The 21,561-nt window shown below is 72.0% G+C and carries 12 protein-coding genes; 11 read left to right on the forward strand and 1 reads right to left on the reverse strand.

The features are described 5' to 3' along the window. The first annotated feature begins 5 nt into the window (after nt 1–5). The 4 genes from NQ165_RS04265 to NQ165_RS04280 all read left to right on the forward strand — a co-directional run bounded on the left by NQ165_RS04265 (nt 6) and on the right by NQ165_RS04280 (nt 5,996). A complete protein-coding gene (locus NQ165_RS04265) occupies nt 6–2,024 on the forward strand; it encodes a beta-galactosidase (RefSeq protein ID WP_257531596.1) in 2,019 nt (672 codons plus the stop codon). Nucleotides 2,025–2,129: 105 nt separating this feature from the next. Next, on the forward strand, nt 2,130–3,362 hold the full coding sequence (locus NQ165_RS04270) for an extracellular solute-binding protein (RefSeq protein WP_257531598.1): 1,233 nt from the start codon (nt 2,130–2,132) through the stop codon (nt 3,360–3,362). A gap of 79 nt (nt 3,363–3,441) precedes the next feature. Beyond that, a complete protein-coding gene (locus NQ165_RS04275; RefSeq protein ID WP_257531600.1) occupies nt 3,442–5,076 on the forward strand; it encodes an ABC transporter permease subunit in 1,635 nt (544 codons plus the stop codon). Then, the gene (locus NQ165_RS04280) at nt 5,076–5,996 is read left to right on the forward strand and encodes a sugar ABC transporter permease (protein ID WP_257531602.1); all 921 of its coding nucleotides are present in this window, start codon (nt 5,076–5,078) and stop codon (nt 5,994–5,996) included. Before NQ165_RS04275 ends, NQ165_RS04280 begins: the two co-directional genes overlap by 1 nt. A gap of 36 nt (nt 5,997–6,032) precedes the next feature. On the opposite strand, the gene rsmI is transcribed toward NQ165_RS04280, so the two are convergent. Beyond that, a complete protein-coding gene (gene rsmI / locus NQ165_RS04285; protein ID WP_257531605.1) occupies nt 6,033–6,857 on the reverse strand; it encodes a 16S rRNA (cytidine(1402)-2'-O)-methyltransferase in 825 nt (274 codons plus the stop codon). A gap of 23 nt (nt 6,858–6,880) precedes the next feature. On the opposite strand from rsmI, the gene NQ165_RS04290 reads away from it, so the two are divergent. The 7 genes from NQ165_RS04290 (at nt 6,881) to NQ165_RS04320 (ending at nt 21,561) form a co-directional block, all read left to right on the forward strand. After that, entirely contained in the window at nt 6,881–8,461 is a 1,581-nt protein-coding gene (locus NQ165_RS04290; RefSeq protein WP_257531607.1) for a dolichyl-phosphate-mannose--protein mannosyltransferase, read from the forward strand. Nucleotides 8,462–8,493: 32 nt separating this feature from the next. Beyond that, on the forward strand, nt 8,494–9,480 hold the full coding sequence (locus tag NQ165_RS14635; RefSeq protein ID WP_257531609.1) for an FHA domain-containing protein: 987 nt from the start codon (nt 8,494–8,496) through the stop codon (nt 9,478–9,480). A gap of 153 nt (nt 9,481–9,633) precedes the next feature. After that, nucleotides 9,634–10,740, forward strand: coding sequence for a serine/threonine-protein kinase (locus NQ165_RS04300; protein ID WP_257531611.1), 1,107 nt, complete (start codon nt 9,634–9,636; stop codon nt 10,738–10,740). 1 nt (nt 10,741) lies between these two features. Then, nucleotides 10,742–16,687 (forward strand): Ig-like domain-containing protein, encoded by a 5,946-nt coding sequence (locus tag NQ165_RS04305; RefSeq protein ID WP_257531613.1) that lies wholly within the window; start codon nt 10,742–10,744, stop codon nt 16,685–16,687. 31 nt (nt 16,688–16,718) lie between these two features. Then, nucleotides 16,719–17,684, forward strand: a complete 966-nt coding sequence (locus NQ165_RS04310; protein ID WP_257531615.1) for a MoxR family ATPase — start codon at nt 16,719–16,721, stop codon at nt 17,682–17,684. Further along, a complete protein-coding gene (locus tag NQ165_RS14640) occupies nt 17,681–19,036 on the forward strand; it encodes a DUF58 domain-containing protein (protein ID WP_257531616.1) in 1,356 nt (451 codons plus the stop codon). The genes NQ165_RS04310 and NQ165_RS14640 overlap by 4 nt, the downstream gene beginning before the upstream one ends. Beyond that, on the forward strand, nt 19,033–21,561 hold the full coding sequence (locus NQ165_RS04320) for a transglutaminase domain-containing protein (protein ID WP_257531617.1): 2,529 nt from the start codon (nt 19,033–19,035) through the stop codon (nt 21,559–21,561). Before NQ165_RS14640 ends, NQ165_RS04320 begins: the two co-directional genes overlap by 4 nt.

The raw sequence follows: 21,561 nt of genomic DNA on the forward strand, positions 1-21,561 counted from the left end.
GTTCCATGACCTCGACGCCTCGCTGGCCCGACATCGACGGCATCGCATACGGCGGTGACTACACGCCCGAGCAGTGGTCGCGCGAAACCTGGCGCGAAGACGTCGCGCTGATGCGTGAAGCAGGCGTGAACCTCGTGAGCATCGGCATCTTCTCCTGGGCCCTCCTGGAGACCAGCGAGGGCGTGTTCGACTTCTCCTGGCTCGACGAGGTCGTCGAGCTGCTGCACGCCAACGGCATCCGCATCGACATGGGGACCCCCACCGCCTCGCCGCCGGCCTGGTTCTTCGCCGAGCACCCCGACGCGCGGGTCATCACCCGCGACGGCGTGGTGATGGGTTTCGGAGCCCGTGGCATGGCCTCGCACTCCGCCCCGGCCTACCGCGAGGCCGCGGTGCGCATCGCCACCGAGCTGGCCAAGCGCTACGGGAACCACCCCGCTGTGGTGCTCTGGCACGTGCACAACGAGTACGGCGTCCCTGTGGGCGAGGACTACTCGCCGCACGCCGTCCGCGAATGGCGCCTCTGGCTGCAGCAGCGCTACGGCACCCTCGACGCGCTGAACTCGGCGTGGGGCACGGCCTTCTGGGGTCAGCACTACACCGACTGGGAGCATGTCGGCGCCCCCGCCGCCGCGCCCTCGGTGGTCAACCCCGCACAGCGCCTGGATTACGCGCGGTTCACCGACCACCAGCTGCGCGCCTGCTTCACCGCCGAGCGCGACGCGATCCGCGCGCACAGCGACCGTCCGGTCACCACCAACTTCATGGCCAACCAGCACAACGGCTGCGACCTGTGGGCGTGGGCACGCGAAGTCGACGTGGTCTCGGACGACCATTACCTCTGGGCCGCCGATGAAGAGGGCGAGATCGGCCTGGCCATCGCCGCCGACCTGACCCGCTCGGTCGCCGGCGGCGCGCCCTGGATCCTCATGGAGCACTCCACCTCCGCCGTGAACTGGCAGCCCCGCAACATCGCCAAGCGGCCCGGCGAGATGGCACGCAACTCCCTCATCCACTTCGGCCGCGGCGCCGACGGCATCCTCTTCTTCCAGTGGCGCGCCTCGCGCTCGGGCGCCGAGAAGTTCCACTCCGCGATGCTCCCCCACGCCGGGACGGACTCGCGTGTGTGGCGGGAGGTCGTCGACCTCGGTGCCAAGCTGAGCGCCCTCGGCGAAGCGCGCGGATCCCGCGTGCACGCCGACGTGGCGATCCTGTGGGACTTCGAGTCGTTCTGGGCCCAGGACCTCGAATGGCGTCCTTCGGAGGACGTCGGCCACGATGAGCGCATCCGCGCGTATTACGAGCGGCTGTGGCGCGACGGGATCACCGTCGACTTCGCCCTCCCCGGCCAGGACCTCTCCGGGTACAAGCTCGTCATCGCCCCGGCGCAGTACATGCTGAGCCGCTCCGACGCCGACAACCTCAACCGGTACGTCGAGGCCGGCGGCACACTGCTGGTCTCGTTCTTCTCCGCCGTCGTCGACGAGCACGACGCCGTCCACACCGGCGGCTTCGCCGCCCCCCTCGAGCCGGCGCTCGGCCTGCGCGTGGAGGAGCACCTGCCGTTGCGCGAGGGCGCCACGGCAGCGATCGAATTCGACGGCGCCACCCTCGCCGCAGATGTCTGGCAGGAAGACCTGACACTGTCGGGAGCCGAGGTGCGGGCGACCTACCTCGAGGGTCCCGCCGCCGGCGCCCCCGCCGTCACCCGCCACCCGCACGGACAGGGCGTGGGCTGGTACGTCAGCACCCGCCCCGACGCCGCCGGTCTGGCCGCTATCATGACCGCGGTGTACGCCGATGCGGGCGTCACCCCCGCAGACCTGCCTGCAGGTGTCGAGATCGTTCGGCGTCGCAGCGAGAGCGCCGAATACACCGTTGCCGTCAACCACGGCGCCGAAACCGTTTCCCTGCCCGCAGATGGGGTCGACCTCCTGACGCGGCGCGAGATCGGGGGCATGCTGGAACTAGCGGGTGGCGGCGTTGTCGTCATCCGCACAGAGGCACAGCACACTCCGCACTGAGAGATGTACCCGTTGCGGCCACCCGGCCCAACACCCACCACCGGTCGTAACGGCGCGACCTCAGCTGAGGCCAGCCAGGATCGACCACCCACGGAAGGAAAATCCATGCGCAAGTTGGGAATCGGAGTCGTCGCGATCGCGTCGACCGCCGTCCTGCTCGCCGGCTGCGCCGGCGGCGGCTCCACGGAGGAGGCCGACGAGACCACCGACGGTTCGGGTGCAGTCCTGACCGTCTGGACCGACGAGAACCGTGAGCCTGCCATCGAAGCCGCCGCAGCGGCCTTCGAGGAGGAGACCGGCGCCAAGATCGAACTGGTCCAGAAGAACTTCGAGGACATCCGCGCCGACTTCATCGCGCAGGTTCCGACAGGCGAGGGCCCGGACATCACGATCGGCGCACACGACTGGCTGGGCGCCCTCGTGGCCGCCGGCGTCGTGGACACCGTCGACCTGGGCGACAAGGCCGACTCGTTCGAGCAGGTCGCCATCGACGCGATGACCTACGAGGGCCAGCTGTACGCCCTGCCCTACTCGCTCGAGACGATCGCGCTCATCCAGAACACCGACCTGGTCGGCGAAGAGGCTCCGGCCACGTGGGACGACATGGTCGCCGCCGCGCAGGCGGCCGGCGCGGAGCGCCCGATCGTCATCAACACCGCCGGCCAGACCGGTGACGCCTACACGATGTACGGCTTCCAGACCTCGTTCGGCGCCCCCGTCTTCCTGCAGGACGACACCGGCTCGTACACCACCGAGGTCGGCATGGGCGGCGCGCCCGGTGAGGCGTTCGCCACGTGGCTCGGCGCCAACGGCGCCAACGGCACCGGCATCATCTCCACCACGATCGACTACGACACCAACAACGAGCTGTTCGCGTCCGGCCAGGCCGCGTACACCGTTCAGGGCCCGTGGGCGATCGAGGCGCTGACCGCCGATGGCGTCAACGTCACGGTCAACCCGATCCCGTCCGCCGGTGGCGAGACCGCCGCTCCGTTCGTGGGCGTGCAGGGCTTCTACCTCAGCTCGCAGAGCGAGAACGCGCTGCTGGCCCAGGAGTTCCTGACGAACTACCTCGCCACCCCCGAGGCGCAGAAGGCCCTGTACGAGGCCGACCCGCGCATCCCGGCGTGGAGCGAGCTGGCCGAGGAGGTCTCGAGCGACCCGATCATCGGTGGTTTCGTCGCCTCGTCGCAGAACGGCGTCCCCATGCCGTCCATCCCCGAGATGGGTTCGGTCTGGGATCTGTGGAACGCCGCACAGGTTCAGATCATCGGTGGCGCCGACCCCGTGTCGACGTGGAACCAGATGGTCGCTGACGTCGAAGCAGCCATCGGCTGACACCCCGCGGGGCGGGAGGCTCACGTCTCCCGCCCCGCACCCCTCTCGCCACCGCGAGTCCCCGATGCAGGAGAAGCACATGTCGGTCCCGCAGGAAAAAGCCGCCGCACCAGCGCCGCAGCTGTCCTCCCCCTCCCTGACCCCCCGAGGCGAGTCGCACGCGCGCAACTGGCGCGGCATCGGCTGGGGATTCGTCGTCAAGCTCCTGCTGATGGCGGTGGTCAACGCCTTCGGCATCATGGCCGCGATCAGCGCCGTGCGCGCGGAGTCGTGGCTGGTGCTGTCGGTGTCGATCCTGCTGCTGGTCGCCGCGAACGTGGTCTACTTCACCAAGCGCGCGCTGCCGCTGAAGTACCTGCTGCCCGGCCTGATCTTCCTGCTGCTGTTCCAGGTGTTCATCTTCGTGTACACCGCCTACATCGCGTTCACCAACTACGGCAGCGGTCACATCGGCTCGCAGGAGCAGGCCGTGAACGCCGCCCTGATCCAGGGCGAGCGCCGCGTGGACGGCTCCCCCACCTTCCCGCTGACCATCATCGAGCGCGGCGGTGAGTACGGCTTCGCGATCGTCGACGACGGTGACGTTTTCGCAGGCGATGCCGACGAGCCGCTGAGCGAGGTCGACGACGCCGTCATCGGCGCGGCCGGCAACGCCACCGAGGTGCCGGGCTGGAACGTCGTCCCGCGCGCCGAGCTGCTCACCGACCAGGCGCTGCAGAAGACGGTGCAGAGCCTGCGCGTGCCCGTGTCGGATGACCCGAACGACGGGTCCATCCGCACCCGTGAGGGCACCACCGGCGCGGTCTACGAATCGACCCTCGTGTGGGACGAGGACGCCCAGACCATCACCGACACCACCAGCGGCACGGTGTACTCCGCGAACGACCGCGGCAGTTTCGTCGCCGATGACGGCACCGCGCTCACCACCGGCTGGTACGTCAACGTCGGCTTCGACAACTTCGTGCGCCTGTTCACCGAGCCGAGGCTGGTGCAGCCGCTGCTGATGGTCGCCGGCTGGACGTTCGCCTTCGCCATCCTCTCCGTGGTGCTGAGCTTCGGGGTCGGGTTGCTGTTCGCCCTGATCTTCAACGATCCGCGCGTGCGCGGCCGGAAGTGGCTGCGGACGCTGTTCATCCTCCCGTACGCCTTCCCGGCATTCATGTCGGCGCTGCTGTTCCGCGGCATGTTCAACGCCGAGTTCGGCGTGATCAACGACCTGTTCTTCTTCGGCGCCGAGATCAACTGGCTCGGCGACCCGTGGCTGGCGCGACTGGCGGTGCTGTGGGTGAACCTGTGGCTCAGCTACCCGTACTGGTTCCTGGTGTGCACGGGCGCGCTGCAGGCGCTTCCCGCCGACACGCTGGAGGCTGCGTCGCTGGACGGCGCCGGCCGGTTCCGGCAGTTCCGCTCCATCGTGCTGCCGCTGCTGCTGGTCTCCACGGCGCCGCTGCTGATCTCTTCCTTCGCGTTCAGCTTCAACAACTTCACGATCATCTACATGTTCAACAACGGCGGACCGGCCATACCGGGTGCGCCGTACGCGCTCGGATCGACGGACATCCTCATCTCGGCGATCTACGACATCGCCGGCATCTCGGGCGGCGCGGCCGATTACGGCCTGGCCAGTGCCCTGTCGATCATCATCTTCATCATCGTCGGCGCGATCTCCGCCCTCGCCTTCCGACAGACCCGCAAGCTCGAGGAGTACCAGTGATGTCCGCCACGACTGAGCAGGCTGTTCCCCCCACCCGCGCCGACGAGCGCCAGGCCGACCAGCGGCGCGCCGGTCAACGGCGTCGCTGGCTCGCGGAGGTCGGCTGGAAGTACATCGTCGCCGTGGCGATCATCTTCTACGCCTGCTTCCCGCTGGTGTACGTGCTGTCCGCCTCGCTGAACCCCCGCGGCACGCTCTCGGCGGCCAACGCGCTGTTCAGCGCCTTCGACCTGTCCAACTACATGGCGCTGGCCGACACGAAGTACTGGGCGTGGGCGGGCAACACCCTGATCGTCGCCGGCGTCTCGTCCGTCGGTGCGGTGGTCATGGGCGCCGCCGCCGCCTACGCGTTCTCGCGCTTCCGCTTCAGCGGCCGCCGCGTCGGCCTGACGACGCTGCTCATCGTGCAGATGTTCCCGCAGGCCCTGGCGTTCGTGGCCATCTTCCTCATGCTGCTGACCCTGGGCGAGGTCATCCCCGCCCTCGGACTCAACTCCAAGATCGCGCTGATCTGCGTGTACCTCGGTGGCGCGCTGGGGACGAACACCTTCCTCATGTACGGGTTCTTCAACACGATCCCGGTGGAGATCGACGAGTCGGCGAAGATCGACGGCGCCACGCACGCGCAGATCTTCTGGCAGCTGATCATCCCGCTGGTGACGCCGATCCTCGCCGTGGTCGCCCTGCTGGCCTTCATCTCCGCGTTCGCCGACTTCATCATCGCCAAGATCGTGCTCGTCTCCGAGGATCAGTGGACGCTGGCGGTGGGCATGTACCAATGGGTGTCCAACCAGCTGTCATCGAACTGGGGCCTGTTCGCCGCCGGTGCGGTGCTCGCCTCGATCCCGGTGCTGGCGCTGTTCCTGTCGCTGCAGCGCTACATCGTCGGCGGCCTCACCGCCGGCGCCGTCAAGGGCTGACCGGCACCACCGCGGCACTGGCCGCTCGCACCGGGCTCAGCCCGCGCTGCGGGCGGCCAGTGCCGCTTGGTACAGGTCGCGGGAGGACAGCCCGGATGCCGCGGCGACCTGGCCGGCGGCATCCTTGAGACGCACCCCGTCGGCGACGAGTTCCTGCACGTGTGCGAGGGCGGCCGCGGGGTCGGTGGCACGGGCGGGGGCTCCGCCCACCACCACGACGATCTCGCCGCGCACGCCCTCCTGCGCCCACGCCGTCAGCGCGGCCAGCGGGCCACGCACGACCTCCTCGTGCAGCTTCGTCAGTTCACGGCACACCGCGGCCGGCCGGTCATCTCCGAAGGCGGTCGCCATCGCGGCGAGCGTGGTCGCCAGGCGCGAGGGCGCCTCGAAGAACACCAGCGTGCGGGGCTCGGCGGCCAGAGCGCCGAAGAACGACGCGCGCTCCCCCGCCTTGCGCGGTGGGAACCCCTCGAACGCGAATCGGTCGGTGGGAAGCCCGCTCACCGCGAGCGCGGTGAGCACGGCGCTCGGCCCGGGAAGCGCCGTGACCGTCACCCCCTGCGCCGCCGCCTCGGCGACCAGGCCGTAGCCGGGGTCGCTGACGGTGGGCATGCCGGCGTCGCTGAGCACGAGCAGGTCCTCGTCACGCGCGAGCGCGACCAGCTCCGCCGCCCGCGCCTTCTCGTTGTGGTCGTGCAGGGCGATCAGGCGCGGCCGGTTGGTCACCCCCAGTGCCGCCAGCAGCCGCTGCGTGGTGCGGGTGTCCTCCGCGGCGATCACCTTCGCCGTCTCGAGCGCCTCCACCAGCCGTCGCGTGGCGTCGCCCAGATTGCCGATCGGAGTCGCCGCGAGGATGATCATCGAGCCAGCATAAGGTGGTCTGCGTGACCGCCCCGACGCTGCTGACTTCGGTGCCGTCGTGGGACGAGCGCCTGCTGTCGCGGGTCTCCGGCGACCCTCGCGTGCGCAGACTGCTCGGCTGGATCCTGCCGCTGACGATCACGCTGCTCGCCGGCATCCTGCGCCTGACGAACCTGGGGCACCCGCACGAGATCGTCTTCGACGAGACCTACTACGTCAAGGACGCCTGGAGCCAGTGGAATCTCGGCTACCCGGCGACCTGGCCGGAGGATGCCGACGCCGCCTTCGCCGCGGGACGCACCGACACCTTCACCGACATCGGCAGCTTCGTCGTGCATCCCCCGCTGGGCAAGGCCATCATCGGCGCCGGCATGGCGCTGTTCGGCCCGGCCTCGTCGTTCGGGTGGCGGGTGGGGGTGGCCCTGGCCGGCACCGCCGCGGTGCTGGTGCTCTTCCTGCTCGCCCGCACCCTCACCCGCTCCCTCGTGGTCGCCTCCGTCGCCTCCACCCTCATGGCCGTGGACGGGCTGGCGATCTCGATGAGCCGCGTCGCGCTGCTGGACACGCCGCTGATGCTGTTCGTGCTGCTGGCGTTCTGGTTCGCGCTGCGCGACAGGCTCGGCCACCTCGACCGGCTCGCCGAGACGATCGCCGTCCGCACGCTCGACGGCGGCCCGCCGGTGTGGGGTCCGGTGCTGTGGAACCGGCCGTGGCTGGTCGCGGCAGGGGTGGCTGCCGGCGCCGCGACGGCGGTGAAATGGTCGGGGCTGTGGGTGCTCGCGGCGATCGGGATCTACGCCGTGGTCACCGACGCGCTCGCCCGGCGGCGGGCGGGCGTGTGGCAGTGGCCGGCGGATGCCGTGCGCCAGGGCGCCGCGGCCTTCCTGCTGCTCGTCCCCCCGGCGGCGGCGGTCTACCTCGCCTCGTGGGCGGGGTGGCTGGCCACCGACGGCGGATACGGCCGCGACGCCGCGACGGATTCACCGGCCACGGGCGCGTGGGCGTGGGTGCCCCTGCCGCTGCAGAGCCTCTGGCGCTATCACGAGGGGATGTATGCGTCGGCCGCGGGCATGGAGACCCCCCACGGCTACGCGAGCCCCGCCTGGCAGTGGCCGCTGCTGCTGCGCCCGACGTCGATGTACGCCCACCGCACCGACGACGGCGACGCGGGCTGCCATGCGGCAGGCGGGTGCATGGAGGTCGTCTACAGCATGCCGAACCCGCTGGTGTGGTGGGCGTCGATGGCGGCGGTGCTGTTCCTCGTCTGGCGATTCGCGGTGCGCCGCACCTGGCGCGATGCGTTCGTGCTCACCGGCATCGCGGCGACCTACGTGCCCTGGCTGCTGTACCCGCAGCGCACCGTCTTCCAGTTCTACACGGTGGTGATCCTGCCCTTCGCGCTGATCGCACTCGCCCTCGCGCTGCAGGCACTGGCGCATCCGCCCGGGGCCGACGCCCGCCGACGACGCATCGGGCGGCGCGCGGTGGCGGTGTTCCTGGTAGTCGCCCTGCTGGTGGCGGCGTTCTGGTATCCGCTCGTCGCGGCGATCAGCGTGCCGTGGGACTTCTGGCGTCTGCACAACTGGATGCCGACCTGGATCTGATCCGCCCAGGCGTCCCCCGTAGGGTGGGAGACGTGTTCAGCTACAGCGTGCCCCCGCCGTCGGCTGCGGCCGGCTTCGGCATGGTCGCCGACCGGTTCCTGCTGATGACCGACGCGACGGTGGGCGAGGCCCGTGCCCGTGACCTGTTCCAGATCCTCAGCGCGTCCGATGCCGCCCTCGAAGACGTCCTCGCCGCCCTCGCCGCCCCGGGCATCGAGCACCTGCCCGACTTCGCCCTCGTCGAACTCGTCGACGCGCGCACCAGCTCGGTGAGTGTCGCGGTGCGCGGTGCTGCCGCGGCGACGCTGCACGGCCGGGAGCGCACGAGGATCTCCGGCCCCGGGGTCGGAACGTGGGTCGAAGCCGCCGCGCAGCAGGTCAGCGGCATGGCGCTCACGCTGCACGACGGCGCGTCAGCGGCGTCGCTGCCGCTCGGCCGCGGCGTGGTGCGCACCGACCGCGTGCAGTGGGGCGAGATCCCGCAGGCGGGTTCCGTGGCCGCGCCGCCCGCCCCGGCGGCGACCGCGCAGGAGGCACCCGCCTCGGACCTGCCCGCGTGGGTGGGCGACGTCGGTGCCGACGCCGCGGGCCAGACCACCGCGTTCGATCGCGACGAGCTCGCCGCGCTCGTCGCCGCGGCCGCACCGGTGCACCAGCCGCAGCGGGTGCCGCACGCGGCGGCGCCCCGCCGGTTCGTGCTCACCTTCGACGACGGGCGGGAGCTCCCGCTGGAGCTGCCCGTGGTGCTCGGCCGTGCGCCGCGGCCGTCCGCCCATCCGGGTGCGCGGCTGGCAGCGCTGCCCTCACCGCGACGGGAGGTCTCCGGCACGCACGCGGAGGTCTATCTGGAGGGCGATCAGCTGGTCGTGCGGGACCTCGACTCCACCAACGGCACGGTGGTGCGCCACGCCGACGGGTCGGCGATGCTGCTGCGCGGCGGAGCGGTCGCCCGTCTCTCCGAGGGAGCGGTGCTGGACATCGGCGACGGCAACGTGGCGCGCTTCCGAGCCGCGCCGTGACGACGCCGATCGATCGCCCGCTCACCCGTGGCCATGTGAGAAACTTCTCAGGAAGTCGACGATCCGGGGGGCACCGGCTTCGAGGTGGCGCGCCCCCGTCCATCCAGAGCAGCGAGGTGAGCGGTGGCTAACAGGCTTCCTTCCGCGCCTCCCGTGCTGGCCGGATTCACCTACGTGCGACCGCTGGGCACCGGCGGATTCGCCGACGTGTTCCTGTTCGAGCAGAATCTGCCGCGCCGTCCGGTGGCGGTGAAGGTGCTGCTGAAGGACATCGTCGATGAGGGCCTCCTGCGCATGTTCAACACCGAGGCCGACGTCATGGCCCGCCTGAGCTCGCATCCGTCGATCCTCACCATCTTCGAGGCCAGCATCTCGGCCGACGGGCGGCCGTACCTGGTCATGGAGTACTGCCCCACGTCGCTGACCAACCGCTACCGCCGCGAGGTCATGCCGGTGGAGGAGGTGCTGCAGCTGTCGGTGAAGATCGCCTCCGCCCTCGAGACCGCGCACCGGTCGGGGCTGCTGCACCGTGACATCAAGCCGTCGAACATCCTGGTCACCGCCTTCGGCTCGCCCGTGCTGAGCGACTTCGGCATCGCCGCTGCCGTCAACGGGCGCAGCGGTGTCGACGAGGTCTTCGCGATGAGCGTGCCGTGGAGCGCTCCCGAGATCGTCGACGAGAAGGTGTCCGGCTCCATTCCCGCCGAGATCTGGGGCCTGGGCGCGACGGTGTACTCGCTGCTCGCCGGGCGCAGCCCCTTCGAACGCGCCGGGTCGGGTCAGAACTCCCGTGACCAGTTGAAGGCGCGCATCCGTCGCGCCGCGTACACGCCGATCAGCCGCCCGGACGTGCCGCCGGCGCTGGAGGCGACGCTCGCTCGTGCCATGAGCAAGGATCCCGCCGCCCGCCATGCGTCCGTTGCGGAGTTCGCCCGCGAGCTCCAGGCCACCCAGCACGAGATGGGGCTGGCGCACACCCCTCTCGACGTCGCAGTGGACGAGTGGGCGATGGCGGGGGTCGCCATCGATTTCCAGGACGATCGGGCGCGCGGGCCGGTGCGCCCGACCGTCGAGCGGCCCACGCGGCGCCCGGGGCGCGACGCGCCGGCACGCCGAGCCCGCCACGAGGGCACGGTGCTCGCCGGATCCGGTGGCCGCCGCGACGGCGCGACCCGCATCTTCCTGCTCGCATCGGGAGTCGCCCTGCTCGTCGCCGGCAGCGCCGTGACCGCGTTCCTCGTGCTGGCGGGGGGCCGCTGAGGTGGCGTCCCCGACCTCCCGCCGCAGTCGCAGCGGAAACTGGATCGGCGCCGCCGGCGTCGCGGCCGTCGTGGCGCTCGTCGCGACGCTCGCCGCTGTCTGGCCGGGTTACGACGCGCAGCAGACGCCGCTGGACGACGCCACGGTGTGGGCCATGCAGAACGGGTCGGGCAGCGGCTACGCCCGCGTGAATCTCGAGCTGGCGGAGCTGGACACCGTCAAGCAGGTGGAGAACGGCACCACCCTCGCCCAGGACGGCGCCCATCTCTTCGTCTACAGCGACGGCGCCACCCAGTTCGCCGATGTCGACCCGGCGACCCCTGCCGACCTCACCTCCGACTCGGACGACGCCTTCGCGCCCACCCCGCCGGGAACGGTCGACATCGCCGCCGCAGGAGACTTCCTCGCGTACCGCACCGACTCCGGCGAGGTCTTCGCGGCGACCCTCTCCGGTGACGGTCGGACCATCCTGGTCGACCCGTATGCGGGCGCTGAGGTCGCGGAAGGCGAGGAGCGCCCGCGCTTCGTCGCGGGGGCCGTCGCGGTCGACGCCACCGGCATCCTCTATGCCTACTCGCCCACCGAGCGCCGGGTGGTGCGCGCCGATGCCGCCACCGGCCGCGTGCTCGGAGAGGACGACGCCGTCCACTCCCCCGCCGATGCACGGCTCACCGCCGTCGCGGGCCGATGGGCGCTGCTGGATGCCGCGTCGGGCGAGCTGTCCGTGCGGGGCGCCGACGACACCGTCGCCACCGACGCCGCGACCGGCGCGGTGGTGCAGCAGCCGGCGGCCGACGGCGATGCCGTCTACATCGCCGACCAGAGCGGCCTGATCCGGGTGCCTCTGGACTCGCTGTCACCGACGCGCGCCTTCGCCGAATCGGGCCTGGGCGTCCCGGTGGCGCCGACCGAGCTGGACGGCGTCGTCCATGCCGCCTGGCTCGCCGAAGGCGAGAGCGCCGGCTCCCTGTGGTCCAGCGCAGCCGACGGGGCAGTCGTGCTCGACTACGCCGGCGGCGACATCGGCGAGGGCATCGATCCCGTGTTCGTCGGCAACGGCACACGCCTGGCACTGAACGAACGCCGATCCGGCTGGGTGTGGACGGTGCCCGACGGCGCCCTGGTGAGCTCGTCGCAGGCGTGGAACCTGGACGAGCCGAGCCAGATCGAGCAGGCGGACGACGTCGAATCCGAGCGTGTGCTGGAGCCGAAGCCCCCCGTGGCCGTCGACGACGCGTTCGGGGTGCGGGCGGGCTCCGTGGCGGTGCTGCCTGCGCTGCTGAACGACCACGACCCCAACGAGGACGTGCTCTCCATCGATCCCGCATCGATCGAGCAGCCCGACCCGGCGTTCGGCACGGTGTCGCTCGCGGGCGCCCACCAGCAGCTCGTCATCGACGTGGCACCCGGCGCCAGCGGATCGGCGACCCTGCGCTACCGGGCCACGGACGGCACCACGGTCGGCGGCCTGCTCTCGGAGCCGGCGACGGTGACGATGACCGTCGCCCCGGCGTCGCAGAACACCGCGCCGGTGTGGTGCGGTGTGGAGGGCTGCCTGTCGACCTGGCCGTCGCCGACGGTCTCCCCGGGGGGCACCGTCTCGGTGGACGCGCTCGAGGGCTGGGTCGATCCCGAGGGCGACCCGATCTATCTCGCCGGCGCGGTGCAGGACTCCGTCGGCGGCAGTGTGACGACCGCGCCGTCGGGCACGCTCACCTACCAGCATCCCGATCCCAACGCCGCCGATGCCCTCACGGTCACCGTCGGCGTGACCGTCTCCGACGCGTTCGGCGCCACCGCCGAGCGCCCGCTCAGCATCGCCGTGACCCCCACCCCAGACCTCACCGCGGAGTCGTTCGCGATGACGGGGGTCGCGGGCGAACCGGTCGCGATCGACGTGGCCCCGTACGTCACGGGTTCGCGCGGCACGCTGACGCTCGCCAAGGCGGTCGCACTGGACGAGGCCCGCGCCGGCGTCACGGTCAATCCGACCGGGCTGAGCATGGTGTTCACGGCCGCCGAAGCCGGGTCGTACGTCGTGCCCTACACGGTGCGCGACGAGGCGGGCGAGGTCTCGGCGACCGTGCGCGTGACGATGACGGCACCCGACGCCGCGACGATCGCCACCCCGCCGCTCACCGCCTTCGTGCGCCCGAACGAGGATGCCACCGTCGACGTCTTCCCGGCGGTGTCGAACCCCGCGGGCCTGGTGCTGCTGGTCAGCGATCTGCGGCCCCAGAGCGACGCGCAGGCCACCCTCGGCGTGGACCTCGTCGGCCAGAGCATGCTGCGGGTGAGCGGCTCGACCGACGACGGCCGGCCCGGCCGCCTGGGCGTGGTGCGCTATACGGTCTCGGACGGGAGCGGCTCCCCGCAGGCGACTGCTCGAGGCGAACTGACGGTGATCCTCCTGCCCGCCCCCGCCGCCGACCCGCCGATCGCCGTGGACGACGCGGTCACCGTGCGCGCCGGGGCGCAGATCGACATCCCCGTGCTCGCCAACGACAGCGCGCCGGCGGGCGCGGTCATCGCCGTGGATCCCTCCCGGGTCGTCAACGAGTCCGGCGCCGGGCTCGCCTTCGCCACGGGGCGGCTGCTGCGCTACCTCGCTCCCACGGAGCCGGGCGTCTACGGCGTGGGCTACACGATCTTCCGCCTGGGCTTCCCCGACGTCGTCGACAGCGCGCGTGTGATCATCACCGTGGTCGGCGAGGAGACCAACCAGCCGCCGGTGCCGCGCACGCTCGAGGGGCGCGTGCTCAGCGGGGAGACCGTGCGCATCCCCTTCAGCTCCTTCGAGGTGGACCCCGACGGCGACGCGGTCACGCTGGATCGCATCACGACCCAGCCCCATCAGGGCTCGGCGACCATCTCCGCCGAGGGCGACGCGATCGTCTACACCAGTCCCGAGGCGTTCAGCGGCCAGGTGCGCTTCGCCTATCAGGTGCGCGACGCGCAGGGGGCGACCGGAACGGCAGACGTGCGTGTGGGGGTGCTGGACGCCCAGTCCGATCCGAGCCCGGTGACCTACAGCGACTACATCCAGGTCCAGGCGGGTCCGGACAGCACGGCACTGGTGCAGCCGGCCGACAACGACATCGATCCCGCCGGCAGTGCGCTCGAACTGGTGTCTGTGGAGCCGGTGGCTACGGCCGGCACCGCGGAGTACGACGCGCTCGCGGCACGGCTGGTCGGCGTCGACGACGGCCGCGTGACTCTGCAGGCAGGCGAAGAGCTCGGGACGTTCTCGTATTCCTACACGGTGCGCAACGACAGCGGTGACACCGCGATCGGGCTGATCGTGCTCAAGGTCGTGCGCAGTCCCGTGCCGGACCACCCCGTGGTGCGCGACACCGCGCTGACGGTGGAGACGCGCGAGGCGTTCCCCCGCGGCGTGGACGTGCTCACCGGCAAGGTGTCCTGGAGCACCGGCGACGTCGACGGCCTGCGCCTGTCGCTGTGGGGCGCACCGGACGGGATCGAGGTGGACGGTCGGCGCATCTCCGGTCCGATCCCCGAGGAGACGCTGCTGATCCCGTTCGAGGTCTCCGGAACCTCCTTCGACGGCACCGAGGTCACCTCCTACGGCTTCCTGCGCGTCCCCGGCGACCGCGACGTGCGGCTGAGCCTGCGCAGCACCATGGCGACGGTGACCGTGCAGGAGAACGAATCGGTGCAACTCGATCTCGCGGACGCGGTCGCCGTGCCTGCGGGCCAGACGCTCCAGGTCGACGGTGCCGCCGTGCGGGTGAGCGGCGCGCGCGTGAACGCGAGCTGCGCACTCGTGGCGGGGACGACCGTGCGCTACGACGCGGGCGCCGGAACGCCGTGGACCGACAGCTGCGTGGTGCCGGTCAAACTCGGCATCCAGGACGAATACACCTTCCTCACGGTGCGGGTGCTGGTCGAGGCGGCGAGCCCGCAGCCGGTGCTGCGCAGCGCCTCCCTCGGCATCAGCCCGGGCGAGACGGCCGAGTACGACCTGCGCGACATGGTCGGCTGGGCCGGCCGTGAGGACTGGAATGCGCTGTCGTACTCCGCCGTGCACCGCGGCGACCAGTTCACGGTGACCCAGTCCGGGTCGGCCCTGACGATCGCCGCACGCGACACCGCACGCCCCGGGCGCGAGGAGTCGGTCGTCATCACGCTGCCCAGCCACCCCGACGCCGCCGCCGCGAGCCTCATCCTCACGGTGGGCCCGGCCCCGTCCGCGCTTCCCAAGGGCGGCTCCGCCGTGGCGCCGTGCTCGCAGTCCGGTGGGGCGACCTCCTGCACGATCTCGGTGATCGGCGCACCGGGCGAGGTGAACCCGCTCCCCGGCACGCCGCTGACGCTCGTCTCCGCGAGCGGCCCGGCGAACTGCCCCGGGGTGACCTTCTCCGTCGCCGGCGACCGCGCCGTGCGCGCGACCTGGGCCGCGGATGCGGCGGGTGCGGCGGACTGCACCGGGTCGTTCGTGGTGCAGGATGCCCAGGGCCGCCAGTCCAGCGGCGACCGCAACGGACAGGTGGTCCTCGACCTGCAGGGTCTGCCGGCCAACCCGGCGCGCCTGGACTGGACGAGCTTCACCGGCACCTCGGTCACCCTGCGCGTGATCTCCGATGCGGCGTCCTATCCCGCGGTGGAGGGCTACCGCATCAGCACGGGTGGCCGCATCGTGGCGACGTGCGCCGCGTCGGGAGAGTGCCCGGCCATCGAGGCCCCCGTCGGCGAGCGCATCTCCTACGAGGCCCGCGCCTTCAACGCCGTGGGCGAGTCCCGCCGCGGGGTGGCGACCACCGCGTCGGCGTACCGGGTGCCCGCAGCCCCGACCGGCGCGGAGGTGACGCCCACGCCCAACGGCACGGCGGGTGGCATCGCCACGATCACCGTCACCGGCGTCGACTCGAGCACCGGATTCGTCCGGCTGGCCGGCGGCGCCGGCGGCGAGGTCACCCAGCCGGTGGAAGGCGGTCGCGTGGTCTTCCGCGACTACAACGTCGGCTCCAACGCCCCCACCCCGCTCACGGCGACCCCGCTCACGCGCTTCGAGGTGCCGACGATCCCCGGCGGGTCGCAGTCGGGCGGCTCGTACCAGTTCTCGGCCAGCGGCATCGGCGCGCCGACACTCGGTCTCGGCGTGACCGCGTCCACGAACGGCCGTCCCGGCACCGTCACCGCCACCGCGCGCGTCACGCCCAACGGTGTCGGCGACCAGCTGCAGGTCGGGTTCGTCGTGAGCGGTCGGTGCGAGCCGAGCGAGGGCATCGACCCCGCCGGCGGCACGGTCACGCGTGTCTTCGAGGACCAGCCGCTGTGGCGCCCGGTCACCGTCGTGGCGTGCGCGGTCACGCTGCGCGGCGGCGACCGGTTCGGGGTGACCGAGGCCACCGGCACGGCCACTCCCGTGGCGGGGATCGACCTGCCGAGCGGCGCGGCGCTCTACACGATCGACGGCGCGTACAGCCGTTCCGGCAGCCAGTACACGTGGGACCGGCTGTCCGCCGTGCCGCGCCTGTCCGTGACCGCGCCGTTCGAGCTGCGCTACCGCGCGGGCGACGTCGAGACGACCGACTTCGGCGCCCTGTTCAGCCTCGGCGTCCCGCCCGGACCGATCGGCGCCTTCGCGTGCAATGCGGTCTTCGGGTGCAGCGCCCCCGCCGTGCCGGTGGTCGCCACCGGCGCCGCCTACACCGCGCGGGCAACCTTCCCGGAGCGGTGCCTCAGCCAGGATCCGGCCCCGGCGCCCACCGTGCTGGCGAACCCCGCGGATCGCGCGTGGTCGGTGACCTCGACGACGGATGCCGCAGGCGTCGTCACCCACACCTACTCGCTGCGCTGGCAGGGCGCTCTCGCCGGCCTCGACGACGTCACCGGGCACACCGTCACCTGCGACCCTCCGCCCGCGCCCGAGCCCCCGCCGGCACCCCAGCCCCCTCCGGCTCCGCCCGGCGACACCACCCCGTGACCCGCGCCCTCACCCCCCTCGAGAGGACCCCATGACCATCACCGCCGAGCAGACCGACCGGTTCCGCGACACCTTCGCCCAGCTCGTCGACAACGTCGAGCAGGTCGTGCTCGGCAAGCGGCACGTGATCGAGCTGGCGTTCACGGCCATGATCTCCGAGGGCCACCTGCTGCTGGAGGACTTCCCCGGCACCGGCAAGACCTCGCTGGCGCGCGCCATGGGGCAGAGCGTGAACGGGACGAGCACCCGCATCCAGTTCACCCCCGACCTGCTGCCGGGCGACGTCACCGGCATCACCGTGTACGACCAGCGCCGCGGGGAGTTCGACTTCCACCAGGGTCCGGTGTTCGCCAACATCCTGCTGGCCGACGAGATCAACCGCGCGTCGCCGAAGACCCAGTCCGCGCTGCTGGAGGTCATGGAGGAGGGGCAGGTCACCGTCGACGGGATCACCCGCCCGGTGGGCGTGCCGTTCCTCGTCGTGGCGACGCAGAACCCCGTGGAGCAGGCGGGGACGTATCGGCTGCCGGAGGCGCAGCTGGACCGCTTCCTGCTGAAGACATCGCTCGGCTACCCCGACCACGCGTCGACCGTGCGGATCCTCGAGGGCAGTGGCGCGGCGCGGCGCGAGGTCGACCCCGTCGTCACTCCGCAGGATGTGGTGGCCCTCGCCGATGTGGCGCGCGGCGTCTACCTCAACCCGCTGGTGCTGGACTACATCGCACGCATCGTCGAGGCGACGCGGCTGGCTGCCGAAGTGCGGCTGGGTGTCAGCGTGCGCGGCGCGATCGCGCTGACGAAGGCCGCGAAGACGTGGGCCGTGGCGCACGGTCGGGGCTACGTGACCCCCGACGATGTCAAAGCCCTCGCCGAACCCGTGCTCGCGCACCGGCTCATCCTCGACCCGGAGGCGGAGTTCGACGGCGTCACCGCCAACGCCGTGATCGGCCAGGTGCTGCTGGACACGATGCCTCCCAGCCAGCGGGATGCCGTGTGACCCTTCCCTCCGACTCCCGTCTCGCGCGCACCGCCGACTCCACCGGCGCCGCGCACGCGCGCACCCGCTACTCCACCGGACGGTCCACGACCGTGCTGGCGGTGCGCGGTGAACGCGCATGGCGGCGCACCCGTGCGGCGACGGTCGCCGCGCTGCGGGCGGTGTCGGGGACGGTCACGGCCACCGGGTGGCTGCTGGTGACGGCTGCGGCGGCCGGTCTCGGCTTCGGTCTCGCGTTCGGCTGGCTGGAGTTCGCGGTGGCGGGCACGATCGCCGCCGTTCTGCTGCTGCTGTCGGTGCCGTTCCTGTTCAGCGGCCGGTCCTACGACGTGGACCTCGCGCTCGGTCATGACCGTGTGGTGGCCGGCCAGCAGGTCGAGGGGACGCTGCGCATCGCCAACATCGGGCGGGGCATCGCCCTCCCCGGCCGCATCGACGTGCCGGTGGGGGACGGACTCATCGACGTGCACGTGCCGCTGCTGCGCCACGGACACGAGCACGTGCAGCAGGTGGTCGTGCCCACGCACCGCCGCGGCGTCATCATCGTCGGTCCCGCGCACACGGTGCGCGGCGACCCGCTCGGCATCCTCAAGCGCGAAGCGACGTGGGAGGACACCCACACCCTGTATGTGCACCCGGTGACCACGACGCTGCACAGCACCAGCACCGGGTTCATCCGCGACCTCGAGGGGCAGGCCTCGCGCACCGTGGTCGACGCCGACATCTCGTTCCACGCCATCCGCGAGTACGTCCCGGGCGACGCCCAGCGTCAGATCCATTGGAAGTCCACCGCCAAGACCGGCACCCTCATGGTGCGTCAGTACGAGGAGACCCGCCGCTCCCGCATGGTGATCGCTCTCGCGCTGGGTGAGGCGGAGTACGGCACCGATGACGAGTTCGAGCTCGCCGTCAGCGCGGCCGGCTCCATCGGCATCCGCGGCATCCGCGACGGCCGCGAGGTCGACGTCGTGGCCGGCGGCGAGGTTCCCGAGTTCGCGCGGCGCACGGTGCGCACGATGCGGGAGCTCGCGACGGTCAGCAGCCGCACGCTGCTCGACGACCTCTCCGGGGTGGAGCGCAGCACGCTGGTCGGCCCCCTCGCCGACGTCACCTCCCTCGCCCGCGAAACGCACTCCGACGCGTCGATCGCGTTCCTGGTGTGCGGTTCGACGCAGACCGCCCGCCAGCTGCAGGCCGCAGCCCTCGCCTTCCCCTCCGACGTCGCCGTCGTGGTGATCGTGTGCAACCCCGAGGCCGAGCCGGGCTTCCGCCGCCTGGGCACCGTCTCGGTCCTGTCGATCGGCCTGCTGGACGACCTGCGCCAGCTGCTCGCGCGGGGGGCGCAGTCGTGAGCGTCGACGCATCGCTGCGCCGGCGATCCCGCGGCCGGCAGCCGGCCAGGCAGGGGATGTTCCTGGTCGCGAACGCGGCTTTGCTGGACGCGCTGTTCTTCGTCGGCGCCGTGGCCGTCTGGCCGCTCTACCGTGACCGCGCGTTCCTCGTGCTGGTCACCGCAGCGCTGATCCTGGCGCATCTGATCGCGTACGCGGGGCTGCGCCGCCGCTGGTCGGGCTGGTGGGTGGCCCTCGCCGCCATCGGCGTGTACGTCGTGGCCGGGGTCCCGCTGGCCGCCCCCGGTGCGCTGAGCCGTCCCGACACGCTCGTCCCATCGCTGCTGGGCGTGCTCACCGCGCCCGTCACCGGCTGGAAGGACCTGCTGACCCTCGAGCTGCCATTGGGCAGCTACCAGGCCACCCTGGCACCGGCGCTTCTGCTGTTCCTGGGCATTCCCGTCGCGGCGCTGTCGCTGGCGTGGCGCGCGCGGCGGCTGTGGGTGCTCGCCGCGCCGCTGGGTCTGGGGCTCACCGTCTTCGGCGTGCTCTTCGGCGCGCGCACGCTGAGCGCGCCGCTCGTGGCGGGGACACGCCTGACGGGGGCGGTGGAGATGTTCGCGGGTGCGAGCGCGCTGCTGCTCGCCCTCGTCTACACGGTGTGGCGCACCCAGTACGAGCGACGGCGCGCGGTGCGCGCCGCGGAGGACGCGAGCGGCGTGCGCGCGACCGGCCGCACCGGATCCGCTCTGGCGGGACGCACGACGATCGCCGCGGGAATGCTGGCAGCGGCCATGGCGGCAGGGGTGGCGCTGGCACCGTGGGCGCTGGCCGGTCAGCCGCGCGACGTGCTGCGGGCGGGCGTGGATCCGCGCGTCGAGCTCGCGGGGCAGCTCAGTCCGCTGTCGCAGTTCCGGCAGTTCTTCTCCGACGACAGCTTCGACACGGTGATGTTCACCGTCGACGGTGCGTCGGGCGCGGACCGGGTGCGCCTGGCGACGCTGTCCTACTTCGACGGCAGGGTGGCCAGGGTGATCGACCCTGCCGCCGGCGTGTCCGATCAGACCACCGCCTTCGTGCGGGTGCCCGCAGAGCTGCCCGCCCCTGCCGACACCGTGCCGACCACCGCCGATGTGCGCATCGGCGCTTACCAGGGCGTGTGGGTGCCCACCGTCGGCTCCCTCACCGCGATCGCCTTCGACGGCGGCACGGGCGGGGGGCGCGCCGACGGCTTCTTCTACAACGCCCAGACCCGGATGGGCATCGCACTGCCGGCGCCCGGCCTGAGGGAGGGCGTGAGCTACCGGCAGCAGGCCGCGATCGACGACGACCCCCCGGCCCTCGCCACGCTCACTCCGGGGCGGGACACGCCGCAGCAGGACCCCGCCCTCGTGCCCGAGAGTCTCATCGCGTGGATCGCCGCGCAGGACGCGCCCGCCGCGGGCGCCGGGCTGGAACTCCTGATCGATCGGCTGCGGGCGCGAGGGCTGCTCAGCCATGCGCTCACCGTCGACCCGGTCGAGCCGCCGCAGTGGGCGGCCGCCCTCGGAGACTACGCGTTCGAGCCTTCCCGCGCCGGCCACTCCACCGACCGCATCGATCAGCTGTTCACCGCCCTGCTGGATCGGCAGAACGATGTCGGGGGCAGCGACTCCACCGCACTGGTCGCGGCCCCGGGAGACGACGAGCAGTTCGCCGTCGCGGCTTCGCTCATCGCCGACCAGCTCGGGTTCGCCTCGCGCATCGTGGTCGGGGCTCGCCTGAACGACGCCGCCGACCCCGCCGATACGCCGTTCTGCGTCGGAGGCGCCTGCACCGGCGGCGACATGTCCGCCTGGATCGAGGTGCAGGATGCCTCCGGCGTGTGGGTGCCGGTCGATGTGACCCCGCAGCACGCCGTCGGGGTGACACCCGACCTCGAGCAGCGACGCGACCCCCGCAATCCCACGGAAGTGCGCGAGGAGGTGGCGGAGCCGGTGCTTCCCGCTGATGCCGATCCCGCCGACAGCGGAGACCGCGACGACGACGAGCAGACCTCCGGCCCCGACCTCTCCACGCTGTGGACGGTGCTGCGCGTCACGGGCATCACCGTGCTCGGCCTGCTGATCCTGTTCGGGCCGTTCGCGCTGGTGGTCGTCCTGAAGCTGCTGCGACGCCGGTCGCGGCGCACCGCACCGGACCCGGTGGCGCGCGTCACCGGCGGCTGGGACGAGTACGTCGACACCGCGGTGGATCATGGCTATCCGCCCCCGGGTACCCACACCCGCACGGAGCTCGCCGCCCGCTATGCCGGGGATGACGGCGCGGGCAGCGGGCGGGTGCTGGCCGAATGGGCCGACCGCTCGGTGTTCGCCGAGACCCCTCCCGACCCCGCCGACGGCGACCGGTTCTGGGAGATCGTGGAGGCCGAGCGGGAGCGGTTCGCCGGGCTCGGCGGACGCTGGGAGCGCCTGCGTGCCCGCCTGTCGCTGCGCTCGCTGCTGCCGCAGGGCACGCGCCGGAGAGAGCGCGGCGGGTCGACGGGAGGGCCGCGTGGACGCCGCTAG

This window comes from Microbacterium sp. zg.Y1084 (assembly GCF_024623595.1).
Taxonomy (GTDB): domain Bacteria; phylum Actinomycetota; class Actinomycetes; order Actinomycetales; family Microbacteriaceae; genus Microbacterium; species Microbacterium wangruii.